Genomic DNA, 15,079 nt, shown 5'->3' with positions numbered 1-15,079 from the left:
ATTATTCAGCCTTCTTGGTGACGGCCTTCTTGGCCGGTGGGGTGTCTTGGGCGGCAGCCAGCACGCTGGTCAGTTCCAGGCGGCCGGCAGTGCGCAGAGCGGATGCTTCGACGTCCAGCAGGTCCAATTCCTGGCCGACGGTGGACCAGTGGCCACCTCCGGTGGGGAATGGGATGAGGACGGTGTAGGTTTGGCGGTTGGCCATGGGGGGAATTCTCCGGGTGCAAAAAGCGCAAAGCCCCTGCGGGAGGGGCTTTGGGCGGGCGAAAAAAAACCGCTTTCGCGGTGGGATTTACTTTTCTTCTGGCAATGGGAATCGGGTTTTAATCTCGGCAACTTTGTCACGCCAAACTCTTTCAGAATCGGGCTTCTGATCGTATTGCCACTCCAGATAGAGCGGGTCAGCTTCTGCCACATAAGCCTCCCGCCTCGCTTGCTGGGCAAACACCACGCGCTGCGTCACCAATGTCTCGTTAATCAGGTCTACCGGGATACCCGCGCCAACAAGATACTCACGAGAGCATTCAGTGTATTTACGCGAAGCGAACTCCAAACTTTTAACAATCTCCATATCACTCAATCCTTAATATTCGTTAGAGCATTAGACATATCCTGAGAGATCAACTCCGCCCAAGTAGACGCATCTTGCCGAACCATTTCTATTCCATACAAAGCAAATGGGACCGCAACATTATGGTAACTCCCCATCAAAAACTGATACCCCGTAGAGACCGGCAAAGTACTCACGGACACTTTATTCAACAAGACATTACGCATAAACAAGTCAGCGACACCAATTGACCCCGACGTATGCTGATACATAAACGCACCGTTATTCAACTCTATCGAACAATGCTGAAGCATAACAAAGCTTTTTGAATTATGGGTTTTGATAAATGATGTACGCCAAACATCATGCCCTTTACCTTGGAACACCGCCGACAGTTTAGCCGTTTTTAGTTTGCAACCATAAAACACTAACACTGAATTGTAACCTAGATGAAAACCACCCGCCTGAGCCCTGCCATCCTCGCCTACTACAGGCTCAGCCAGCAATTCTACATAGGAGTTCGAATCATAAGCTACGAATTCACTAGGTTGAATAGAGATCGTCTTATTGTCACAACTCTGATCTTTGGGCAGTGAATAAGCAGAACCAGGTTTAAGAATTATAGAGTTCCTTCCTCCCGAAATCATTCTGACAAAAGCTCCAGCAATAGTCTTTACTGCTGTTGCCCAACTGAGGCCATCGTTCGTGTCGCTACCGGAAACGCCATCCACATAAAGCGCGATATCCATGGCCCGCCGTACAGTCTGAGGAACAACAGTCACGGCTTGCTGCACCTTTAAATCGATATCACCAATTTTAGCTGAGATCATTTTTGTCAAATCATTCGCAGCGTCGACTACTGCAACCAGCTTCTGTTCTGCACTCACAATAAAAGTCCTTTTAACTGATCGATAAAATCCATATCGCTTCCACTACAAAGCGTTAAAACAATACAACCAACTCTAAAACATAGAAGCACTAGCCTGCTTCTAAAGCCATAACACGAAACAAGATAGACACTTCTCTATTCATATTGTCGATCGTGGCAGCAGAGAGTACCGCCAATTCTTGCGCCAATAACAAGTTGAGGTTTTCACTGCCCACCACAATCGTCACGCTATCCACCGGCAACGGCGAAATATCCAACGTAAACTTCTGCAACACCCGCGCAGCCGCCGCCTTATACGTCAGTAACTTCCCCGCCACCGAGTACACGGCCAACAACGTGCCACTGGCGAGATAAAACCCAAACTCGCCAATCTCATATTCGCCATCGCCATCAAACAGCGCGGCCATGCGCAGTTGGCGCTGGCCCAGGTCTTCGTAATCCACAATCGCCACGCGCTGGCGCTCGTTGCGCAGGGCGGTTTCGTTGCCGGTGGGGTTGTAGCGGCCGGTGCCAGCGGCGATGTGGGTGATTTCGCCTTTCAAGCCTTGGTTCTTTGCCTGCAGCACTTCATCCAAACCCTTGGAGGTGAAGCGCACCAGGCGCGTAGTGTCATCGGTCATGGCTGCGCCCTGAGGTCGTAGTCGTTAATGGTGTAGTGCTGGGCGATGCCCGCACTGTTAAGCCTTGAACTCAATACAAGTTCCGGCAGCGCGCCGCACAACGACAACTCGCCGTCGTTCAGCGCCCGGTGGGCGGCGCCGGTGATCGGCAGCCCACCGAACACTTCATGCACCAGGGTGATGGTGGCCAGGTCGCGCTCGCTCTTGGCCGCGTTGATGCGGCGGATCAGGCGGTTGTGGTCGCCACTGGACCAACTGCGGCCGATGATCGCTTGCACGTCGAAGGTGTAGGGCTGGGCCAGCGGACGCTGTTGGTACCAGGCCAGGATGTTGGGGGTAAATCCCAGGGATTCGACCGCGTGGCTCAACGCCTTGGGTGTGCCGGCCTGGCGCTGGATCTGCCAGGACAGGGCGACCGTGAGGCGTTTTTCGGTTTCGTCGGCTGCGGCGTTCCATTCACTCACGCCACGGTCGGCGGCCAGGTAAGGCAGGAAGGCCTGCGGCGTTTGCAGCGGATTCATCAGCGTCGGAAACGGCGGCTCGACCCGGTCGAGCAGCTTGCCCAAGCCCAGGTCCAACGCCTTCTCCAGCGGTGAACTGTTGGCCGGCAATAAACTGGATGTGTGCTCACTCATAGCGTCAGCACCTGCACCTCGACACCCGTGCAATACGGAGCCTGGAAGGCTGTGGTGACGATCGGTGCCAACGGTTCGAGAATCTCCAGTTGCGCAGCCCCGGCGCTGTGAATGGTGTAGTCGATCCAACTCGGGTCCACGCGCCCTTCAAGGCGGTGGCAGGATTCGGCATAACGTTGCAGCAACTGCTGGGCCGCCACTTGCGTCAGCCCCGAGTCCGGGCCGGCGTTGATCCGGGCGACCACGCGGATCTTGTAGGGCACGATCTGCGCGCCCTGCACCGTCACCCAATCGGTTTCCGGGCGCACATCGGGCCGGGCGAAATGGCGGCGCACACCTTCAAGCAAGTCTGTCGATGGCGTGCCATTACCCGAGCGGGAAAGCACTGTGACCATTACCTCGCCAGGTGCCGTGCGCCGGGCGTTGCCATCCTTGACCTGGGCGGCATAACCATCCGGGTCGAAGGTATAACTGACCGTCACCACGCCTGCAGCGGCACTCTGTACTTTCACCACCGGCCGCTCGCCAAGGGTGAAGACCTCACGGCGATACTGCATGCGCGAACCCGCAGCCGGCGCGTGGGGCGCCAGGTAGTAGCGCAGCCGCGCATCGTCATCGCTTTCCAGGGTCGGCGGCACCGGCGGGAACGCCGCCGGGTCGCCCGGGTCGAGTACCTGGCGTTCCAGGCCCATATCGGCCAGGCGCGCATCCAGGTTGCTGCCGGTGGCCCACCACGCCAGCATCTGCTGGATGCGGGCGTTGTACTTGCGCTCATGGGTTTGCAGGCGCACGCAAAAGGCTTCCAGGGCCAGGGTCAACAACTCGCTTTCGTTGTCCAGGCTGACCTTGAGCTTGGCCGCGCTTTGCGGGGCGCGGGCGGCCACATAGTCGACGACAAACGTCTTGAACTGCGCCAGCAACGGTTCGAATTCATCGACGGCGATGAGGTCGGGCGGCGCCAGTTGGTTCTGCCCAGGGATCAACATGCTCATGTCACCACCTCGAAGGATTGCTTGCGGTTTTTCCAGGTGCCGGCAAACCGCAACAGCAGGCCTGCGCCCTGGCGATTGGCGACGATGACTTGCGGCACAAAATCGCCGATGCCGTTCTGCGGATTGTAAAAGGCCTGGGCGGCATGGCTTTGGGCGAGGATCAGCAGATCGTCGCCCAGGTTCTGCCCCAGCAGCTGCGGGATCAGCGAACCGTAAAGCGGGCGTTTCTGCCGTGTGCCCAAAGGCGTGGTCAGGGCCCGGGTGGCGCGCTGGACGAATTGCGGCCAGTCGTCCACCACGGCCCCGGTGTTTCTCTCAATTCCGATCATGGCAAATCCTTATGCCGTGCTGATAACTCGGCCCTGGTGATCCACCACCGGGCCACTCAAGTGCACGCCGGATGCATCCACCATCATGCCGACGGCTCCGACCTGCAGACTGATGGTTGCGGCGGTCATGACTAAACGCGCGGCGCCCAAACTCATTTCCACTTGCTCGCGAGAGCCGCTGAATGCCGCTGGTCCATTGTTCCAATCCAATACATGTGCTGCGGCGTCGTAGGCGCTTTGCGTGCCGTCCTCATAACGCCGGCTCGTCAGGCTGGCCACACTGGACAGCGGCGGAAAGCGGTCACTGTTCAGGCCAAACAACGCCACCGACTGGCCCCCGCCCTCGCCGCCGCCGTAGTTGAGCAGCAGGCATTGCTCACCCACCGTGGGGATCCGTGTTTCCGTCTGCGCCCCGGCGCTGGGGTTGAAAAAGCGAATCGCCGGGGTCAGCAATTCACCATGGCTGACCTTGCAGGTATTGCTGGCCGCGTCGACCTCCTGGCACACGCCGATCCGGCAAAAGCTCTCGGCCCGCCGATAGAGGTCTTCAAGCTGGGTTTCCATCTGCGCTAGCCGCTCGACGATGGGTGCCAGTTGCAGGCGTAACAGTGCATCGAACATGGGCTACTCCTGCAATGGCCGGTATTGATCGGGGTCGTCGATATTCGACACCTCCCAGGTGCAGGCAAACAGCGGCTTGCCGATGGGGTCGTCAAGCAGCGGCGGGCCGAGGTACAGGGTTTGGTTGAAGGACACGGTCCAACTGTCGTAATGGGTCTCGGCACCCTCCAGGGTCGCCGGCAGCGCGACGATATTCATGGGCACATCGCATTGGGCCGCCGGCAATTGCCAACGGTTATCCAGCACCAGGTCCATCAACTGACTCGCCAGGTCACAGGCCTCAAAGGGCTGCGCGCCCTGGGCGGCCATGATCTTGAGTGAAATCGACAGCACATGGGCCTTGCGCCCTTCAAGGGAGCGTACGCCCGGGCCATTACGCTCGAGCGTGATCGCCACACCGGTTTCATCCGCCGCCAGAACGCCCGGCGGGCTGCCTACCTGTAGCTTGGGGAACGCCGCACGCAGCGCCTGGCCGATGGCAATCGGCAGCTGTGAAGGTTTTTCAATGAGGGTCATGGCGTGGCTTCCTTGCAACAATCATTTTGAATCCGGGGGCTGGTTGATCCCGATGCGCTTGGCGGCCCAGCGCTCATAAAGGCCGATGGCGACATCGGCACCGGCCATGGCGGTCAAGCACCCCAAGGCACCGGCCGTCCAGATCGACATGCCAGCGGCGTACAGCAACATCAACGCTGAAACCCCGCACACCATGCATGCCCCGGAACGCAGGGCCAGGCGGCGGACCAGCGACCAACCGCGGGCGCCCTCCTTGTCGGCGCGCCACATCTCCCCGGATACGCCGCCGATCAGGGCCAGAATAATCACCAGCCAGATAGGCATTTCTGCCAACGCTTGCTGCTCGTTTGTCATGTCACGCCTCCTGGAATGCGTAAAACCGGCAGATGGCCGGTACGTTGATAAATAGATGGATGGGGTTGTCGGTAGGCATTCCAAAAAGCCCGGTGGCCCGGGCTTTTCAGTAATACGGTCCGTGCGATCTTTCGGCGCTACTGGCGCGGTACGGATCTTTCCTCGATGTTTGTCCGACCACGATCCCTGTCTGCCGGATAACTGCTTCTGGTGCTTTACGCTGCACACCCGGGTCAGTTGCCAACCCTCTGAACCGTCAAGGCCGGTTCATCGCTGCCTGTTGTAAAACTGTGAAACTAAAGAGCGTCGGCATCCTTGCCGGTGTTGCCTGGCGTCCTTGCCATCACTCGATGGCATCCATGCCAGTGTTGCGTGCCTTCCTTGTCTTCCTTGGCAGCATCCTTGCCGCCTCCACCAGGCCTTGTTGGCTGGCTTGAGATGGAGAATATGCATGTATGCATATACAGTCAATGCATAAATGCATTTTATTTTGCAAATGAAATGCACAAACGCATTAACTCCTTAAGCAGCGGGCACTTGGAGGTTTTCCACAGGCAAAAAAAAGCCCGCTCTCAGGCGGGCTGTTTCTTACCGATAAGGTTTAGCGGGCGTACATGCCCCACCAGAAAACGTGGCCGAGAATGCTGATCTGCTCCTCCTGGATATCCTGGAAGCTGTAGTCCTCATCCGGATGCTCATCGCGATTGAAGCTGCGCAGGCGGATCCCCGAAGGTAGACGATAGAGCTGTTTGACCCGCAATTGGCCGTTGTGGTTGATGGCATACAAATCGCCATCCACGATATCGCCAATCCCGCTCTTGCCGGCGTTCACCCCCACCGTCGCCCCATCGCGCAACACCGGCAGCATGCTGTTGCCGCGCACCGTCACACACTTGGCCTGGTCGAACTGCACACCGTTATGCCGCAGGCTGCGCTTGCCGAACCGCAAGCTGGCCTTCTCGCTTTCCTCGATGACGAATCTTCCTGATCCAGCAGCCAATTCAACCTCGCGCAAAAAGGGGATCGACACCTCGTCATCATTAACGGGCGTGTCGTCGTCCCACAGGCTTATGTCCTTGAGCTCCGAATGCATCGGGTCACGCTCTTCCTGCCACGCCGACCCCGCGCGCCCGCGCAACTGGTCAGTGCTCACCCGAAAATAATCGGCGATACGCGAGATGTGCTTGTCCGACGGATCAACGATCTTGCCGCTGAGAATCCGGGACAGAGTGGATTGAGGCACGCCGGTACGCCGGTGAAGCTCCGTGGGGGAGATCCCGTCGCGATCGAGCAGCTCTCTTAAGACGATTGAAACGTTGCGTTTTTGCATAAACCGGATAGTGACGGGAGTTTTGGGGGTTGGCAAATGCTAATTTGCATATTTTGTGCATGAAGCATGCGGTTGTACCTAGATGTTTGTGAACTGCGAAGCACTGACCTCGCATGTTAACCTTGCCGCCATCGCAAAAAATGCAGAGCTTGTTTGATGGAAAACGGTGCAGATCCAAGTGATCAACTGATGACGCCGAACGAGAGAAAAACCTTAGACGACGCCTTGAGCTTTGCTCGTTCAAACAGGAAATCCATCGCCAAACGCCTGACCGATAAGAGTATTTATCTACCAGAGGAAGCTCCGGTCTCCGTCTATATGGCGGGCTCACCTGGTGCCGGAAAAACCGAGGCTTCAATTGCCTTGGTAAATCTGTTTGCCGACAGCAAGATCCTGCGAATTGATCCTGATGAACTGCGTGGCGAATTCGCCGCCTATACAGGAGGAAACTCATGGTTATTTCAACGCGGCGTTTCGATTCTAGTTGAAAAAATCGTGGATCTTGCGATGGAGCAACGGCAGTCATTTCTGCTCGACGGCACCTTCTCAAATATTGAGGTAGCCAGGAAGAAACGTAGAACGCTCCTTGAGAAAAGGAAGATTCGTCCAGATATTGTATGTCTACCAAGATCCAATGCTTGCGTGGGGCTTCGTCAAAGCCCGCGAGGCAGCTGAAGGAAGAAAAATTCGCAAAGAGCACTTCATCGAGCAGTACTTCGCTGCACGTGACGTGGTCAACGCACTTAAGCTAGAGTACGGAAGCGATATTCATGTGGATTTGCTGCTCAAGCATATCGACAACTCGGGACGGCTCTACAAAGCCGGCGTCGAAAAAATTGACTACCATATTCCCGAACGACACTCGCGGGCTGATCTAAAAGCCAGGCTCGAACTACCACCATCGGGGGCGCAATGATGATTTCGATCAAGCTGGGCTTGTCCAGAGGAGCGAAAAACCCCTTTGCTGACTTTATTCGTAACGCAAAATCGGATCAAAAAAAGCGCGTCTACAGCCAGGTGCTAATCGAAGCCACCAAGCAACAGAATCTTGTCATGATGCAGGCAGAAACAAAGCGGACCTGACGTCTATCCCGCCTATGGACAAAAGCCCGACCTAATGTCGGGCTTTTTATTGGCCACCCTTCAAGTAAATGCGTCACCTCGTTTTACGTTTTACCTAGCCGCTTGCAACCTGCGAACGGCCGAGCTCGCATGTTAACCTTGCCGCCATCGCAAAAAATGCTGGGCCAAGCGCCCCCTTTGCCCCATCACTTTCAACGAATTTGCCTACTATCCAATGAGTAAAAACACGTCCGATCTGTCCTCCCACACGCCGATGATGCAGCAGTACTGGCGCCTGAAAAACCAGCACCCTGATCAGTTGATGTTCTATCGCATGGGCGACTTCTACGAGATCTTCTATGAAGATGCGAAGAAGGCCGCCAAGTTGCTGGACATCACCCTGACCGCGCGCGGGCAGTCGGCTGGGCAGGCGATTCCGATGTGTGGGATTCCCTATCACTCGTTGGAAGGTTACCTGGCCAAGCTGGTCAAGCTCGGTGAGTCGGTGGTGATCTGCGAGCAGATCGGCGACCCGGCCACCAGCAAGGGGCCGGTGGAGCGTCAGGTGGTGCGCATCATTACACCGGGGACGGTGAGTGATGAGGCCCTGCTGGATGAGCGGCGTGACAACCTGATCGCGGCGGTGCTGGGGGATGAGCGGCTGTTCGGCCTGGCGGTGCTGGACATCACCAGTGGCAATTTCACGGTCCTGGAAATCAAGGGCTGGGAAAACCTGCTGGCGGAACTGGAGCGGATCAATCCGGTGGAATTGATGATCCCGGATGACTGGCCCAAGGATTTGCCGGCAGAAAAACGCCGTGGGGCCAAGCGTCGTGCGCCGTGGGATTTTGAGCGCGATTCGGCGCTGAAAAGTCTGTGCCAGCAATTTTCCGTACAAGATTTGAAGGGTTTTGGTTGCGAGACCCTGACCCTGGCCATCGGCGCCGCGGGTTGCCTGCTCAATTACGCCAAGGAAACCCAGCGCACCGCCCTGCCTCATTTGCGCAGCCTGCGCCATGAGCGCCTGGACGACACGGTAGTGCTCGATGGGGCCAGCCGACGCAATCTGGAGTTGGACACCAACCTGGCAGGTGGGCGCGACAACACCCTGCAGTCGGTGGTGGACCGTTGCCAGACCGCCATGGGCAGCCGCTTGCTGACCCGTTGGCTGAACCGCCCGCTGCGCGACCTGACCGTGCTGCAGGCACGCCAGTCCTCTATTACCTGCCTGCTGGACGGCTACCGCTTTGAAAAGCTGCAACCGCAGCTCAAGGAAATCGGCGATATCGAGCGGATTCTCGCGCGCATCGGCCTGCGTAATGCCCGCCCGCGCGACCTGGCGCGCCTGCGTGACGCGCTGGGCGTACTGCCCGAGCTGCAACAGGCTATGACCGAGCTGGAAGCGCCGCACCTGCAGCAACTTGCCGTCACGGCCAGCACCTACCCGGAACTGGCTGCGCTGCTGGAAAAAGCCATTATCGACAACCCACCGGCGATCATCCGCGACGGCGGCGTGCTCAAGACCGGCTACGACAGCGAGCTGGACGAGCTGCAAGCCTTGAGCGAGAACGCCGGGCAGTTCCTGATCGACCTGGAAGCCCGCGAAAAGGCGCGTACCGGCCTGGCTAACCTGAAAGTCGGCTATAACCGCGTGCACGGCTACTTTATTGAGTTGCCGAGCAAGCAGGCCGAACAGGCGCCTATCGATTACCAGCGCCGCCAGACACTCAAGGGTGCCGAACGCTTCATTACCCCCGAACTGAAGGAGTTCGAAGACAAGGCGCTGTCGGCCAAGAGCCGCGCCCTGGCCCGGGAGAAGATGCTCTATGAGGCCTTGCTCGAAGACCTGATCGGCAAGCTGGCCCCCTTGCAGGACACCGCCGCAGCCCTGGCCGAGCTGGATGTGTTGAGCAACCTTGCCGAACGCGCCTTGAACCTTGACCTGAACTGCCCGCGGTTTGTCAGCGAGCCGTGCATGCGCATTGTCCAGGGTCGCCACCCGGTAGTGGAACAAGTGCTGACCACCCCGTTCGTGGCCAACGACCTGTCTCTGGATGACGATACGCGCATGCTGGTGATCACCGGTCCGAACATGGGCGGTAAATCCACCTACATGCGCCAGACCGCATTGATCGTGTTGCTGGCCCATATCGGTAGCTTCGTGCCGGCGGCCAGTTGCGAGTTGTCCCTGGTGGACCGCATCTTTACCCGGATCGGCTCCAGCGATGACCTGGCCGGTGGCCGATCGACCTTTATGGTGGAAATGAGCGAGACCGCCAATATCCTGCACAACGCCAGCGACCGTAGCCTGGTGCTGATGGACGAAGTGGGACGCGGCACCAGTACCTTCGACGGCCTGTCCCTGGCCTGGGCTGCCGCCGAGCGCCTGGCGCATCTGCGGGCCTATACGCTGTTTGCCACCCACTACTTCGAACTGACCGTGCTGCCGGAAAGCGAGCCACTGGTGGCCAACGTGCATCTCAATGCCACCGAGCACAACGAACGCATCGTGTTCCTGCACCATGTGCTGCCAGGGCCGGCCAGCCAGAGTTACGGCCTGGCCGTGGCCCAGTTGGCCGGTGTACCGAACGACGTGATTTTGCGCGCCCGCGAGCACCTCAGCCGCCTGGAAACCACGGCCCTGCCCCATGAGAATGTGGTCGTCAGCCCAGCCAAGGCCGCCAGCAAACCGGCGGCACCGCACCAGAGCGATATGTTCGCCAGCCTGCCCCATCCGGTGCTGGATGAGTTAGCAAAGCTTGACCTGGATGACTTGACACCGCGTAAAGCGCTCGAAATGTTATATGCACTGAAGACTCGGATATAACGCAGACGCTTGCAAGCTGGTAGACTCTCGCGCGGTTTGGGATGCTGCGGGCTTTTAGCCTGGCCTGCAGACTATCGCTCCCGAACCTCGCGAGCCCTGCCACAAGGGGTTTCGCTGCCGCCGCCTGAGGAGAGAATTAGAAATGACCTTCGTCGTCACCGACAACTGCATCAAGTGCAAGTACACCGACTGCGTAGAAGTGTGTCCGGTGGACTGCTTTTACGAAGGCCCGAACTTCTTGGTAATCCACCCGGACGAGTGCATTGACTGCGCCCTGTGTGAGCCAGAATGCCCGGCCGTTGCGATTTTCTCCGAGGATGAAGTCCCGGAAGAGATGCAGGAATTTATTCAGTTGAACGTTGAGCTGGCGGAAATCTGGCCAAACATCACTGAGAAGAAAGACTCGCTGCCAGACGCAGCCGAGTGGGATGGCGTAAAAGGCAAGATCAAAGACCTCGAACGCTAACTGCGTCGCGCCCCTCCAAAAGGCCCCTTGCGGGCCTTTTTGCGTTTCTGCGTGGCGGCCTTTCACTTTTCTGCAGGCAAAAAAAAGGGGCGGTTTGACCCGCCCACATTTTTTCCCTAGTCCCTGTGTTCCTTTTCATCGTCCTGATGAATCGCATCCTGCGAGGTTCCTTGAGTCATCGTTCCTTGATGACCGTGTCAATCCGTGGACACAGGGCTGATATTAGAGACTTCCCGAACAAGTTCAACGGGATCCATTCTCAAGCACAACACGCAATCGCCCTCCTCATAAAAAAATTAAATGTTATTTTTCAATAAGATATAAATGTATCCGGGTAATTTGAGACGTCCCGGCACGGTTAAAAAACCAAACACTTACGAAAAAGTAAGCGAATGCTTACACGGGCCATTAGGGAAATGCGTACCCAGCCTCCCAAAAGGTTTACGCCAGACATTAAAAAGCCCCGACAAGGTCGAGGCTTTTTTACCTTGAGGTCGATCAGTCGTCGCTGACAGTGATGGTCGGCATTGCCTGGGAACCGGCTTCCTGCAAGACGATCCGCGCGCCCACGTGACGGGCAAGCTCCTGGTAGACCATGGCGATCTGCCCGTCGGGCTCGGCGACCACCGTCGGTTTGCCACCATCGGCCTGCTCACGAATGCCCATCGACAGCGGCAACGACGCCAGCAGCTCAACGCCATATTGGGTGGCGAGTTTCTCGCCGCCGCCTTCGCCGAACAGATGCTCGGCATGACCGCAGTTGGAGCAGATGTGCACCGCCATGTTTTCCACCACACCCAGCACCGGGATGTTGACCTTGCGGAACATCTCCACGCCTTTACGCGCGTCGAGCAGCGCCAGGTCCTGGGGCGTGGTCACGATCACGGCACCCGCCACCGGCACCTTTTGCGCCAGGGTCAGTTGGATATCACCGGTGCCTGGCGGCATGTCGATCACCAGGTAGTCGAGGTTGCCCCAATCGGTCTGCATCACCAGCTGCATCAAGGCCCCGGAGACCATCGGCCCACGCCAGACCATAGGCGTGTTGTCATCGGTGAGGAACGCCATCGACATCACTTCCACGCCATGGGCCTGGATCGGCACGAACCACTTCTGGTCCTTGATCTTCGGCCGCGAACCTTCGGCAATGCCGAACATCACGCCTTGGCTGGGGCCATAGATATCGGCGTCGAGAATCCCCACCCTGGCCCCTTCACGGGCCAGGGCCAGGGCCAGGTTGGCCGCGGTGGTCGACTTGCCCACGCCGCCCTTGCCGGATGCCACGGCCACCACGTTCTTGACGTTGGCCAGGCCAGGGATCTGGGCCTGGGCCTTGTGCGCGGCGATCACGCACTGGATGTCGACCTTGGCCGAACGCACACCGTCCAGGCCTTCAATGGCCATTTGCAGCATCTGTGCCCAGCCACTCTTGAACAAACCTGCGGCGTAGCCCAGTTCAAGCTGGACCGTGACCTGATCGCCCTGCACATCAATGGCCCGGACACAGCCGGCGCTGACCGGGTCCTGGTTAAGATAGGGATCGGTGTACTGGCGAAGAACGGCTTCCACCGCTGCGCGATTGACGGCGCTCATGGGCTACTCCCGGAAAAGACAGACTAAAACAGGCGGCTATCCTAACCGTTCCAGCGCTTGAGGGGCATGCTTTCGCGACATTGGAAAACCCTGAAACAGCCTCACGGGGTGAAATAAATTTCCCGGCGCTTTATAGTGGCCGACCTCCGTTTCATCAAGTAGCCGAGCCCCATGTCCGAGCCACGCAAGATCCTCGTCACCAGCGCCCTGCCCTATGCCAATGGTTCCATCCATCTTGGCCATATGCTTGAGTACATCCAGACCGATATGTGGGTGCGCTTCCAGAAGCATCGCGGCAATCAATGCATTTATGTCTGCGCGGACGACGCCCACGGTTCGGCCATCATGTTGCGCGCCGAAAAGGAAGGCATCACTCCGGAACAACTGATCGCCAACGTCCAGGCTGAACATAGCGCCGACTTTGCCGAGTTCCTGGTGGATTTCGACAACTTCCACTCGACCCACGCCGAAGAAAACCGCGAGCTGTCGAGCCAGATCTACCTGAAACTGCGTGACGCTGGGCACATTGCCACGCGCTCGATCACCCAGTATTTCGACCCGGAAAAGAAAATGTTCCTGGCCGACCGCTTCATCAAGGGCACCTGCCCCAAGTGCGGCACTGAAGATCAGTACGGCGACAACTGCGAAAAATGCGGTGCCACCTACGCACCGACCGACCTGAAGGATCCGAAGTCGGCGATCTCGGGCGCCACCCCGGTACTCAAGGATTCCCAGCACTTCTTCTTCAAGCTCCCGGACTTCCAGGAAATGCTGCAAACCTGGACCCGCAGCGGCACCCTGCAGGACGCGGTGGCGAACAAGATCGCCGAATGGCTGGATGCCGGCCTGCAACAGTGGGACATCTCCCGCGATGCGCCGTACTTCGGCTTCGAGATCCCCGATGAGCCGGGCAAATACTTTTATGTATGGCTGGATGCGCCGATCGGCTACATGGCCAGCTTCAAGAACCTCTGCGACCGCACGCCTGAGCTGGACTTCGACGCGTTCTGGGGCAAGGACTCCACCGCCGAGCTGTACCATTTCATCGGCAAGGATATCGTCAACTTCCACGCCCTGTTCTGGCCAGCAATGCTCGAAGGTTCGGGCTACCGCAAGCCAACCGGCATCGCCGTACACGGTTACCTGACGGTCAATGGCCAGAAGATGTCCAAGTCCCGTGGCACCTTTATCAAGGCGCGCACCTATCTGGACCACCTGTCGCCGGAATACCTGCGCTACTACTACGCCTCCAAGCTGGGCCGTGGCGTCGACGACCTGGACCTGAACCTGGAAGACTTCGTGCAGAAGGTCAATTCGGACCTGGTGGGCAAGGTGGTCAACATCGCCAGCCGTTGCGCCGGTTTTATCCACAAGGGCAATGCTGGCGTGATGGTGCCGGTCAACGCCGCGCCGGAGCTGACCGACGCCTTCCTGGCCGCCGCGCCAAGCATCGCCGATGCCTATGAAGCCCGCGACTTTGCCCGTGCCATGCGCGAGATCATGGGCCTGGCCGACCGTGCCAACGCCTGGATCGCCGACAAGGCGCCGTGGTCATTGAACAAGCAGGAAGGCAAGCAGGATGAAGTCCAGGCCATCTGCGCCACCGGCATCAACCTGTTCCGCCAGTTGGTGATCTTCCTCAAGCCGGTGCTGCCGTTGCTGGCCGCTGACGCCGAGGCGTTCCTCAACGTTGCACCGTTGACCTGGAATGACCACACCAGCCTGCTCAACAACCATCAGCTCAACGAATTCAAGCCGCTGATGACCCGTATCGACCCGGTCAAGGTACAGGCCATGACGGACGCCTCCAAGGAAGACCTGACCGCCAGCCAGACCGATACCGGCCAGGCAGCCCCAGCGGGCAATGGCGAGCTGGCCAAGGATCCGCTGTCGCCGGAAATCGACTTCGACGCGTTTGCCGCGGTGGACCTGCGGGTTGCACTGATCATCAAGGCCGAAGCCGTGGAAGGCGCCGACAAGCTGTTGCGCCTGACTCTGGATATCGGTGATGAGCAGCGCAATGTGTTCTCCGGGATCAAGAGTGCCTATCCGGATCCGTCCAAGCTCGATGGTCGGCTGACCATGATGATTGCCAACCTCAAGCCACGGAAAATGAAGTTCGGTATTTCCGAAGGCATGGTGATGGCGGCAGGTCCCGGCGGCGAGGAAATCTACCTGCTCAGCCCGGACAGCGGCGCCAAGCCTGGCCAGCGCATCAAGTAACCCGAAGTGCCCTGTCGCGGTGATTGGCCGCGACAGGGCGGTTTGCGCTAGTACCCTCTTCCTGCTTGCCGG

General features: G+C 58.3%; 16 protein-coding genes and 1 pseudogene. 5 read left to right on the top strand and 12 right to left on the bottom strand.

All coding sequences use genetic code 11. The annotated features are described in order from the left end of the window. Window position 1: 1 nt before the first annotated feature. The 11 genes from BHC62_RS09175 to BHC62_RS09125 all read right to left on the bottom strand — a co-directional run bounded on the left by BHC62_RS09175 (window position 2) and on the right by BHC62_RS09125 (window position 6,836). Window positions 2–205 (bottom strand): hypothetical protein, encoded by a 204-nt coding sequence (locus BHC62_RS09175; protein WP_029295291.1) that lies wholly within the window; start codon window positions 203–205, stop codon window positions 2–4. Window positions 206–292: 87 nt separating this feature from the next. Beyond that, window positions 293–571, bottom strand: a complete 279-nt coding sequence (locus tag BHC62_RS09170; protein ID WP_070994799.1) for a hypothetical protein — start codon at window positions 569–571, stop codon at window positions 293–295. A gap of 5 nt (window positions 572–576) precedes the next feature. Further along, a complete protein-coding gene (locus BHC62_RS09165) occupies window positions 577–1,437 on the bottom strand; it encodes a hypothetical protein (protein WP_070994798.1) in 861 nt (286 codons plus the stop codon). Between the two features lie 91 nt (window positions 1,438–1,528). Further along, entirely contained in the window at window positions 1,529–2,059 is a 531-nt protein-coding gene (locus tag BHC62_RS09160) for a phage tail protein (protein ID WP_070994797.1), read from the bottom strand. Further along, the gene (locus BHC62_RS09155; protein ID WP_070994796.1) at window positions 2,056–2,694 is read right to left on the bottom strand and encodes a phage tail protein I; all 639 of its coding nucleotides are present in this window, start codon (window positions 2,692–2,694) and stop codon (window positions 2,056–2,058) included. Before BHC62_RS09155 ends, BHC62_RS09160 begins: the two co-directional genes overlap by 4 nt. Continuing rightward, the gene (locus BHC62_RS09150) at window positions 2,691–3,686 is read right to left on the bottom strand and encodes a baseplate J/gp47 family protein (RefSeq protein WP_070994795.1); all 996 of its coding nucleotides are present in this window, start codon (window positions 3,684–3,686) and stop codon (window positions 2,691–2,693) included. Before BHC62_RS09150 ends, BHC62_RS09155 begins: the two co-directional genes overlap by 4 nt. Beyond that, window positions 3,683–4,015 carry a phage baseplate protein gene (locus BHC62_RS09145; protein WP_029295280.1) on the bottom strand — a complete coding sequence of 111 codons (333 nt, stop codon included), beginning with the start codon at window positions 4,013–4,015 and terminating at the stop codon, window positions 3,683–3,685. The genes BHC62_RS09150 and BHC62_RS09145 overlap by 4 nt, the downstream gene beginning before the upstream one ends. Before the next feature lie 9 nt (window positions 4,016–4,024). After that, complete coding sequence (locus BHC62_RS09140) at window positions 4,025–4,636, bottom strand: phage baseplate assembly protein V (protein ID WP_070994794.1); 612 nt, start codon at window positions 4,634–4,636, stop codon at window positions 4,025–4,027. Between the two features lie 3 nt (window positions 4,637–4,639). Beyond that, on the bottom strand, window positions 4,640–5,152 hold the full coding sequence (locus BHC62_RS09135; protein ID WP_070994793.1) for a hypothetical protein: 513 nt from the start codon (window positions 5,150–5,152) through the stop codon (window positions 4,640–4,642). A 21-nt stretch (window positions 5,153–5,173) separates the two neighbouring features. Then, the gene (locus tag BHC62_RS09130; RefSeq protein WP_029295276.1) at window positions 5,174–5,506 is read right to left on the bottom strand and encodes a phage holin family protein; all 333 of its coding nucleotides are present in this window, start codon (window positions 5,504–5,506) and stop codon (window positions 5,174–5,176) included. Between the two features lie 601 nt (window positions 5,507–6,107). Continuing rightward, window positions 6,108–6,836, bottom strand: a complete 729-nt coding sequence (locus tag BHC62_RS09125; protein ID WP_071610020.1) for an XRE family transcriptional regulator — start codon at window positions 6,834–6,836, stop codon at window positions 6,108–6,110. 189 nt (window positions 6,837–7,025) lie between these two features. Between BHC62_RS09125 and BHC62_RS09120 the strand changes: the two are divergent. The 4 genes and pseudogenes from BHC62_RS09120 to fdxA all read left to right on the top strand — a co-directional run bounded on the left by BHC62_RS09120 (window position 7,026) and on the right by fdxA (window position 11,191). After that, window positions 7,026–7,752 (top strand): annotated as a pseudogene (locus BHC62_RS09120) (zeta toxin family protein). Then, complete coding sequence (locus tag BHC62_RS28560; protein WP_176770974.1) at window positions 7,752–7,919, top strand: hypothetical protein; 168 nt, start codon at window positions 7,752–7,754, stop codon at window positions 7,917–7,919. Before BHC62_RS09120 ends, BHC62_RS28560 begins: the two are co-directional and overlap by 1 nt. Before the next feature lie 214 nt (window positions 7,920–8,133). After that, window positions 8,134–10,725, top strand: a complete 2,592-nt coding sequence (mutS, locus tag BHC62_RS09115; RefSeq protein ID WP_070994791.1) for a DNA mismatch repair protein MutS — start codon at window positions 8,134–8,136, stop codon at window positions 10,723–10,725. Between the two features lie 142 nt (window positions 10,726–10,867). After that, a complete protein-coding gene (fdxA, locus tag BHC62_RS09110) occupies window positions 10,868–11,191 on the top strand; it encodes a ferredoxin FdxA (protein WP_029295271.1) in 324 nt (107 codons plus the stop codon). 498 nt (window positions 11,192–11,689) lie between these two features. Here the strand turns inward: fdxA and apbC are convergent, their stop codons facing one another. After that, window positions 11,690–12,784 carry an iron-sulfur cluster carrier protein ApbC gene (gene apbC, locus BHC62_RS09105; RefSeq protein ID WP_070994790.1) on the bottom strand — a complete coding sequence of 365 codons (1,095 nt, stop codon included), beginning with the start codon at window positions 12,782–12,784 and terminating at the stop codon, window positions 11,690–11,692. A gap of 171 nt (window positions 12,785–12,955) precedes the next feature. Here apbC and metG point away from each other — a divergent pair, with 171 nt between their 5' ends. Continuing rightward, a complete protein-coding gene (gene metG, locus BHC62_RS09100; protein ID WP_029295265.1) occupies window positions 12,956–15,007 on the top strand; it encodes a methionine--tRNA ligase in 2,052 nt (683 codons plus the stop codon). Window positions 15,008–15,079: the final 72 nt, after the last annotated feature.

The sequence above is a fragment of the Pseudomonas sp. 06C 126 genome (genome assembly GCF_001855215.1).
In the GTDB taxonomy this organism is placed as follows: Bacteria; Pseudomonadota; Gammaproteobacteria; order Pseudomonadales; family Pseudomonadaceae; genus Aquipseudomonas; species Aquipseudomonas proteolytica.
Note: the sequence above shows the minus strand (reverse complement) of the source record. Positions and strands in the feature narration are given on the sequence as shown.